This is a genomic window from Nonomuraea sp. NPDC001636 (assembly GCF_040298265.1).
In the GTDB taxonomy this organism is placed as follows: Bacteria; Actinomycetota; Actinomycetes; order Streptosporangiales; family Streptosporangiaceae; genus Nonomuraea.
This window is the reverse complement of the sequence record NZ_JBEOZT010000073.1, coordinates 1-5,775: the sequence shown is the minus strand read 5'-3', so window position 1 is coordinate 5,775 and position 5,775 is coordinate 1. Positions and strand designations below refer to the sequence as shown.

The 5,775-nt window shown below is 69.2% G+C and carries 8 protein-coding genes; 4 read left to right on the top strand and 4 right to left on the bottom strand.

The window, feature by feature from the left end:
- A partial coding sequence (locus ABT158_RS50830; protein ID WP_352366655.1) for a group II intron maturase-specific domain-containing protein occupies positions 1–706 on the top strand: 706 nt, incomplete at its 5' end.
- A gap of 258 nt (positions 707–964) precedes the next feature.
- Here ABT158_RS50830 and ABT158_RS50825 read toward each other — a convergent pair.
- Positions 965–1,675, bottom strand: coding sequence for a carboxymuconolactone decarboxylase family protein (locus ABT158_RS50825; RefSeq protein ID WP_352366653.1), 711 nt, complete (start codon positions 1,673–1,675; stop codon positions 965–967).
- Between the two features lie 74 nt (positions 1,676–1,749).
- Here ABT158_RS50825 and ABT158_RS50820 point away from each other — a divergent pair, with 74 nt between their 5' ends.
- Positions 1,750–2,400, top strand: a complete 651-nt coding sequence (locus ABT158_RS50820; RefSeq protein ID WP_352366651.1) for a TetR/AcrR family transcriptional regulator — start codon at positions 1,750–1,752, stop codon at positions 2,398–2,400.
- A gap of 137 nt (positions 2,401–2,537) precedes the next feature.
- Here ABT158_RS50820 and ABT158_RS50815 read toward each other — a convergent pair whose 3' ends face one another.
- The 3 genes from ABT158_RS50815 to ABT158_RS50805 form a co-directional block, all read right to left on the bottom strand.
- Positions 2,538–3,872: an NF041680 family putative transposase gene (locus ABT158_RS50815; RefSeq protein ID WP_352366649.1), complete on the bottom strand. Its 1,335-nt coding sequence runs from the start codon at positions 3,870–3,872 to the stop codon at positions 2,538–2,540.
- Positions 3,873–4,012: 140 nt separating this feature from the next.
- Positions 4,013–4,441 (bottom strand): tyrosine-type recombinase/integrase, encoded by a 429-nt coding sequence (locus ABT158_RS50810; RefSeq protein WP_352366647.1) that lies wholly within the window; start codon positions 4,439–4,441, stop codon positions 4,013–4,015.
- Between the two features lie 169 nt (positions 4,442–4,610).
- Positions 4,611–4,733: a hypothetical protein gene (locus ABT158_RS50805; RefSeq protein ID WP_352366645.1), complete on the bottom strand. Its 123-nt coding sequence runs from the start codon at positions 4,731–4,733 to the stop codon at positions 4,611–4,613.
- Between the two features lie 30 nt (positions 4,734–4,763).
- Between ABT158_RS50805 and ABT158_RS50800 the strand changes: the two genes are divergently transcribed.
- Together ABT158_RS50800 and ABT158_RS50795 are read left to right on the top strand one after the other, a co-directional pair.
- Positions 4,764–5,012 carry a hypothetical protein gene (locus ABT158_RS50800; RefSeq protein ID WP_352366643.1) on the top strand — a complete coding sequence of 83 codons (249 nt, stop codon included), beginning with the start codon at positions 4,764–4,766 and terminating at the stop codon, positions 5,010–5,012.
- 25 nt (positions 5,013–5,037) lie between these two features.
- Positions 5,038–5,634 (top strand): hypothetical protein, encoded by a 597-nt coding sequence (locus ABT158_RS50795; protein WP_352366641.1) that lies wholly within the window; start codon positions 5,038–5,040, stop codon positions 5,632–5,634.
- The last annotated feature ends 141 nt before the right edge of the window (positions 5,635–5,775 follow it).

Here is a 5,775-nt window from a genome sequence, read left to right as displayed (position 1 = left end):
GAGCAGCACGGCGGTCAAGCGGCTGAAACTGCGACTGGCGACCGAGACGCGCAGCCTGCGCGGCTCGAATGCCAAGGCGGTCATCGCCCGGCTCGATCCCATCGTGCGGGGCTGGGCCGCCTACTACCGCAACGTCGTGTCGTCCAGGAGGTTCGCCGCCCTGGACAACTACGTCTGGCGGCTCACTTTCAAGTGGGCCGTCTACAACCACCCGAACAAACCGACGCGCTGGATCGTCGACCGGCACTTCGGCAAGTTCAACAAGTTCAGGAACGACCGGTGGGTGTTCGGCGACCCGGACACGGGCGCCTATCTGCCCAAGTTCGCCTGGACCAGCATCGTCCGGCACCCCCTCGTCCTGGGCCGGGCATCCCCCGATGACCCAGCCTTGGCCGAGTATTGGGCCCGGCGGCGAACGCGGGTCAAGCCTCCACTCGATCGGTATACGTTGCGCCTGCTCACCAGACAGGACGCACGCTGCCCGCTCTGCGGAGACCACCTGCTGACCGCCGAGCAGCCACCAGAGTCCCCCGACCAATGGACACGCTGGTGGCAGCATGTCGCCCGGCGCGCGATAGCAGCCGACTATCTCGTGCACCACGGGCGACCCGGCTCACCGGACGGTGACCAGACCCGCCTCGTTCACGCCTCCTGCCACCGGAGCTACCTGGCCCGGAGACGCAGGAGCCCAGCACAGCGAACCTGAACCGCCCTTCGGGGCTTGCTTGAGCCGTGTGCCGCGAGGAGTGGCACGCACGGTTCTGAGGGGGCCTCGGCGCAGCAATGCACCGGGGCTACCCGGCGAGCGCCGGGCCATGACCCTGGCCGCCGCCATCATCTGCTGGCGACGCCTCACCAGATGACCTGTTTGTTAGGACCGCAAGCGTCAGCGTGAACGGCGTTACACGCGGCCAAGCGGCGAAGCTGCTTGCTTCGCCGCTTGGACTCGCATCGTTTCTCCAGGTCAGGCCCGGGAGTGACTCCCTTGCGTATCAGATCCGGCGGCGCCGAGTTCGATGAGCAGAGTGTCGAGCACATGCATGGCGCGCCATGCCTTGGTCATGCCGAACTGCGCGGAGAACCGTACGACGGCACGGGACTCCTCCGGTGTGGCGCCGGCGCCGAGGGCGCGCGTCAGGTGGGCGCGGAAGCTTTCCTGCAGGGTCTGGAAGAGCACGTCGACGGTCATCGTGATGAACGCGCGCTCACGGACCGACAGCAGCCGCATGCCGGCGCGCATTCGCGACTGCAGGTCCATGTAGATGCTGAACGGTGCGTCGAGGGCGGCCACGGCCTGCCGCATCGGCTTGGGGAGCGGGCTACCCGTACCGTTGGCGTTCACCTCGTGGCCCTGGCCGGTGGGGGAGGGCAGGGCGTGCTCCCGTTCCAGTTCGGTCAGGCGCGCGAGCGCCGCAAGGGCGGCGGGGTAGCCGCTGTCGTAGGCGACGAAGCGGAGCATTTCGCGCAGGTCGTCGGCCGACAAACCGGAGTCGGCCGCCATCGTCACGTGCTGTTCGAAGGGCAGGCCGAGACTCTGCTGGCAGACATCGGCGGTGAGGCACAGCAGGACCTTCTCGCGCCTGGTGAGCTCCGGGATCTCGTCCCAGAGCAGGTGGTCGGTGGCGGCGCTCATCTCGGCGAACAGCGAGTCCAGTGCCTTCACCTGGTTCTCCATGGAAATCCTCCATATGTGAACGACTGTAGCGCTACGACTGTAGTGCAACGCTCGTTCGCCTACAATAGGCGTCCATGGACAAGACCACCTCCGCCCCGGCCAGCCCTCGCGATGGCAGGCAGGGCCGCAATCCGCGGGGCCAGGGCGAGCGGCTGCGGGAGGACATCATCGGCGCCGCCCTGCGCCTGCTGGACGAACTCGGCGACGATCAAGCCCTATCCATGCGCGCGGTGGCACGGGAAGTCGGCGTCGCGGCGACCTCGGTGTACATCCACTTCGCTGACCGGGACACGCTCGTACTGGCCGCCCTGGAGAGATTCCATCGCGAACTCGTGGAGGCCGTCGATCAGGCCGAAACCGGTGCCGCCGATCCGGCGGGGAAGCTGCGTGCCCGCGTCCTGCTGCTGGGCAGGTGGGTCCAGCAGCACCCCGGCCTGTACAAGGTGCTGCACGAGAGCACGCTCAACCAGCGGGCGGCCATGTCGTTCAAGCAGGAACTGGCGGAGCGCACCACCGCCGCGGTGCAGCGATGCATCGACGCCGGGCTCACCCCGGCCGACGACGCGGCAGTGATCTCACTGGATCTGCGGGCGGCCGTTCATGGAGCTGTGTCGATGCGGGTCAACCAGCCCGACCTGCCATGGCCGCCGCTGGAGGAGCAGGTCGATCGTTTCCTCGCCAAGCTCGTCGGCCTCACGCCCACCCCCGGCTGCCGACCGGAATGACCGTCTCGTGGGCGAGGAACGCCTCGGCCGAGGGCAGGCCCTGGTTCCACCAGCGAGTTGAGGACCTGGTGCTGCCTCACCCGCTGATCATTCTGTTAGGAGTTCTTTGCTTCGCTTTTTACTCGCCTGGTGTTGTGTCAGGCCGTTGGACCGGTGGTTTTGATGGCCGGGTGGCGGGGTGCGGGGCCACGAGTGGTGCCGCGGGGGCGTCCTGGGGAGGGACCGCAGGGTTTTGGTCCGCTGGCCGGTGTGCCGAGTTGCGCGTGAATGGAACGAAAACGGCGCCGGACCCGGCCGGGTGTCAGCTGATCGGTGGGCAGGGGTTTCTCCCAGGGTAGGCGCAGGTCGGTCACGAAGGCGCGGGCCAGACATAGCTGGGCATAGGCGGCCAGCATGAGCCAGGTCCACCGCTCGGCCTGCTCCGGAGTGCGGGGCCTGGGCCGAGTCCAGTTCAGGGTCTGCTTGCACAACCGGAAGGTGTGTTCGATGTCGAAGCGCCGGACGTAGGCACGCCACAGCAAGTCCAGATCCGGCACGAGGCCGGCCTGCCCGTACCACCACAGCCAGATGATCTTGGGCTTACGAGTCCGGCCGGGCAGGGCGGAGACCTGTAAACGGATCACCGTGCCGGCCACGATCGGGCGTGGGCCGCGGCCGCCGTGCCCGTCGTGTTGCTGAGTCTTGGCGTGCAGCCCGCTCCAGGCTTGCACCAGCACGTTGCCGTATTGCGGGTCGGTAACCAACCAGGTGGCCGAGGGCGGCGGCCAGGTGGTGGCATCACCACATGTGAACTTGGCGCCATGACGGCGCGGCCGACCTACCCGGCCCGCGGCCTCGGGCGGAGCGGCGTAGAAGCAACGGTCGCTGCGGATGCGCACCAGCAACTGCGCCGGGGCGTCGGCGACCGCGAGCGCCAGGCGGACCCCGTCATAGCCACCGTCGAAGACGAACAAAGGGATCGGATCGTGGCGATGCGGCAGCCGAGTGAGCACAGCGTGGATCTGCTCGGCTGCGACCGCATTGATGTTGGTGCCCGGTGGGAGGCGTTGCACGTCCAGCGGCCGGGTCCAGGAGTTCGTGCTCATCTCCAGTCCGGCCAGCCAGGAGAACGCCCATCCGGCGATGATCGGCTTTCCGGCCGAGTGACGGCTGGGATGGTAGTAGTAGCCACGGCCGGGTGAGCATTCGGCGTCGCAGCGCGGCCAGCAGCTGACGTCGATGGCGAAGACCGGCGTGCTCGTGGTGTGCTGGGCGGCCAGCAGATCCCGCAGGGCCTCGGTGTTGATGCGTCCCTGGGCTAGCGCGGCGTAGATGCTGCCATGGCCACGGCGATGCAGCGGTTCCAGGGACAGATGAGGCAGCGACGGCACTGGTCCAGCGGCCAGCACCGCGTCGGTCAGTTCGAACAGCGCATCGCCGCGCCGCACGAAGCATCCCAGCAGGGCTTTCCGGAACTCTGCCAGCTCAGTCACCGTCTGGTCAGACCGCGTTGGCGGGCGCACACTCGCAAGGACGGCCACCGCACACCTCCGGGCACTTGGTCGTACTCGGAGCATCACGCGGTGGCCGTTTCCCGTCGAGAATCACCTGCTCATCCGCTTAAAAGCGAAGCTTAGCCTGCAGTTCGGGCGCGGTGCGGCCGGCTTGCGCGAGATGCTGCAGCGCCGAATGCCGCAGCTGATGCAAGGTCCACCCTTGCCGGTGCGGGTCGAGCTCGGCTGAGGCGGGTCTTGAACAGGTACTCGGCGTGCGGGTAGGACAGCCGGCCCCGCCCGGTGATGGGACAGACGTCGCCGGAGGCGGGCGCGCGGCGGCCGGAGGCGGGCGCGCGCCGGTCGGCCAGGAACACCGGCCCGGCGGTGCGGCCGGTCAGCAGGCGGGGCAGCAGTCGGGCGGTGGCGGTGGCCCAGTGCACGTACTCGAGGGCGCCGCCCTTGGAGACGACCCGGGCGCGGCGGAACTCCAGGTCGAGGTCCTCGACGTTGAGGCTGAGGATTTCCTCGGCTCTGGCGGCCGTGTCGTACAGGAGCCGCCACAGCACCCGTTCTCGTAGGGCGTGTGCCGCTCCAGGCGACGGGCCGGGTTGGTCGCGAGGAGGTCTTGGCGCTGGGCCCAGGTGGTGAAGGAGACCAGCGTGGACGGGTGCCTGCTCCAGGTGGCGGCGGCCGCGGTCGTCCAGCGGTCCATCACCGCGGCGTACTGCTCAGGCGTCAGCGCGGCGACCGGATAGTGGGGCCGGCCACAGCGGTCAGGCGGGTGAGGGTCTCGGCGTAGCCGGTGCGGGTGGTGGCCGCCTGCACCGACTCCAGGAAGCGCTCGACCGCGATCGTCATCAGCGAGGCGGGCAGCTGCTCGACCTGCTCATGGTGACTGAGCTGATCGGCAAGGCGCAGCGGGAGGCCGACAAGCAGAAGGTCGTCAAGCATCCGCGGCTGGCCAAGGCCTCGGCCTGGCTGGCCCAGGCGGTGGAGGTGCTGCTGGAGGCCGAGGGGTGGAGTGAGGACGTGCGGCTGTTCGAGGTGTGGGCGATGATCGACGCGGTCGTGCCGCGCGCTCAGCTGCGTTCGGCGGTGGCCACCGTGACCCGGGCTGGTGCCGCCGCCGGACGCTGAGGACGACGGCGGCTGGCGGGCGGAGATGGCGACCAAGTACGCCACCGTGTCCGGGTTCGTGAAGCTGCTGACCGCGCTGATCGCGTTCGAGGCCAACGCCGAGGGCGCGCGGGTGCTGGCCGCGATGCAGGCGCTGCCGGACGTGCTGGCCTACCGCTCGCGCCACCATCCGGTCACGGTGCTGCCGTTGCGGCTGGTCGATGCGCTGGTGGTGACCGGGCCGTGGAAGCGGTTGGTGTTCGGCCATCCGGCCCGCACCGACGGCCTGGTCGACCGTAACGCCTATACGGTGTCGCTCTCCCGTGGCCGGGCTGGTGCTGCCCTTCCCCGGGGGAGGTCACGCATCCCGACAGTGCCGGCACGCAGGCATGTCGGTACGCAGGCATGCCAGCACGCAGGCACCGATCGGGACCCGAGCGCCGCAGCGCGGCGGCGGCAGGTCAGCCGACCGGGGCGCTCCTGGACCGCGCGCTGCGCCGGCGGCGCAAACCCGGCCTGCTGGGAAATGACCGAGGGCCACTGGCACCCCAGGCTGCCGGGAGGCCAGGGGTGCCTAGCGGATCCAGATCTCGCATCACCGATCTCGCTGGCACCCACCGGGTTCGGCGGCCCCGGGCGGTGATGGTGATCGCGCCGGTCGGCGGGTGCCGTCAGCTGCGCAGGAAGTTCAGCAGGTCGGCGTTGAACTTCTCCTTGTCGCCCGGCACCAGCGCGATGCCGTGCGAGCCGCCCTGGTACACCTTGTACACGCAGTCAGGGATGA

What these genes read in the sequence shown, in the direction of transcription:
- ABT158_RS50825 (WP_352366653.1), bottom strand. Translation starts at nt 1,675, where the DNA reads ATGGAGAACCAGGTGAAGGCACTGGACTCGCTGTTCGCCGAGATGAGC.
- ABT158_RS50820 (WP_352366651.1), top strand. Translation starts at nt 1,750, where the DNA reads ATGGACAAGACCACCTCCGCCCCGGCCAGCCCTCGCGATGGCAGGCAG.
- ABT158_RS50800 (WP_352366643.1), top strand. Translation starts at nt 4,764, where the DNA reads ATGGTGACTGAGCTGATCGGCAAGGCGCAGCGGGAGGCCGACAAGCAG.
- ABT158_RS50795 (WP_352366641.1), top strand. Translation starts at nt 5,038, where the DNA reads ATGGCGACCAAGTACGCCACCGTGTCCGGGTTCGTGAAGCTGCTGACC.
- ABT158_RS50805 (WP_352366645.1), bottom strand. Translation starts at nt 4,733, where the DNA reads ATGACGATCGCGGTCGAGCGCTTCCTGGAGTCGGTGCAGGCGGCCACC.